This is a genomic window from Mangrovicoccus sp. HB161399 (genome assembly GCF_013184745.1).
GTDB lineage: Bacteria > Pseudomonadota > Alphaproteobacteria > Rhodobacterales > Rhodobacteraceae > Mangrovicoccus.
In genome coordinates, this window is sequence record NZ_JAATVU010000285.1 from 1 (window position 1) to 729 (window position 729).

The window sequence follows — 729 nt, forward strand, 5'->3', positions numbered from 1 at the left end:
GCGCTCATTGAGAAAGTCACTCCCTGCCTATCGCTGGAAATGAGATCTCAGAACCGCCGCCTCACAAACAGGTGGGGCCGGGACATCGCATACGGTTCTCCACGGAATTGGAGTCGATCTCGACGCGACCGTCATTCAGGAACGTCTGCAGGCCGTCCCAGTGGTTGTGGATGTAGGTCAGCTTCTCGCCCAGCCGGGATTTCGCCGAGACCCGGCGCCGCTGGTCCTGCAGCCAGGTGCCGAAGGCTGCGACCAAGGGCGCGGTGCGGGCCTGGCGGGCCGAGAGGCGCTGGCCGGGGCCCATGCCGCGGATCTCCGCCTCGATCCGGTAGAATTCGGCGATCCGGCGGAGGCCCTCGGCGGCGATCTCGGACCCGTCGCGGTCGAAGACCTCCTTCAGCTTGCGCCTTGCGTGTGCCCAGCAATGCGCGACCGTGACCGGAGCGCCGCCCCTTCGGGAGGGGCGCGTTAGCCGGTTGTAGCCTGGATAGCCGTCGAGCTGCAGGATGCCGTCGAAGCCATTCAGAAACGTCTCGGCGTGCTCGCCGCCGCGGCCGGGGGCGTAGAAATAGACGATGCCGGGCGGGTCGTCGCCGCCCCATCCCCGGTCGTCCCGGGCGAGCGCCCAGAGATATCCCGTTTTCGTTTTCCCGCGCCCCGGATCCAGCACCGGCGCCGTTGTTTCGTCCATGAAGAGCTTGGTCGAGGCCTTCAGGTGCTCGGAGAGAC

At 66.9% G+C, this 729-nt stretch carries 1 pseudogene; it reads right to left on the reverse strand.

Features of this window, described 5'->3' with window-relative positions:
* Positions 1-85: 85 nt before the first annotated feature.
* Positions 86-729 (reverse strand): annotated as a pseudogene (locus HCC78_RS32920) (IS66 family transposase); the annotation flags it as partial.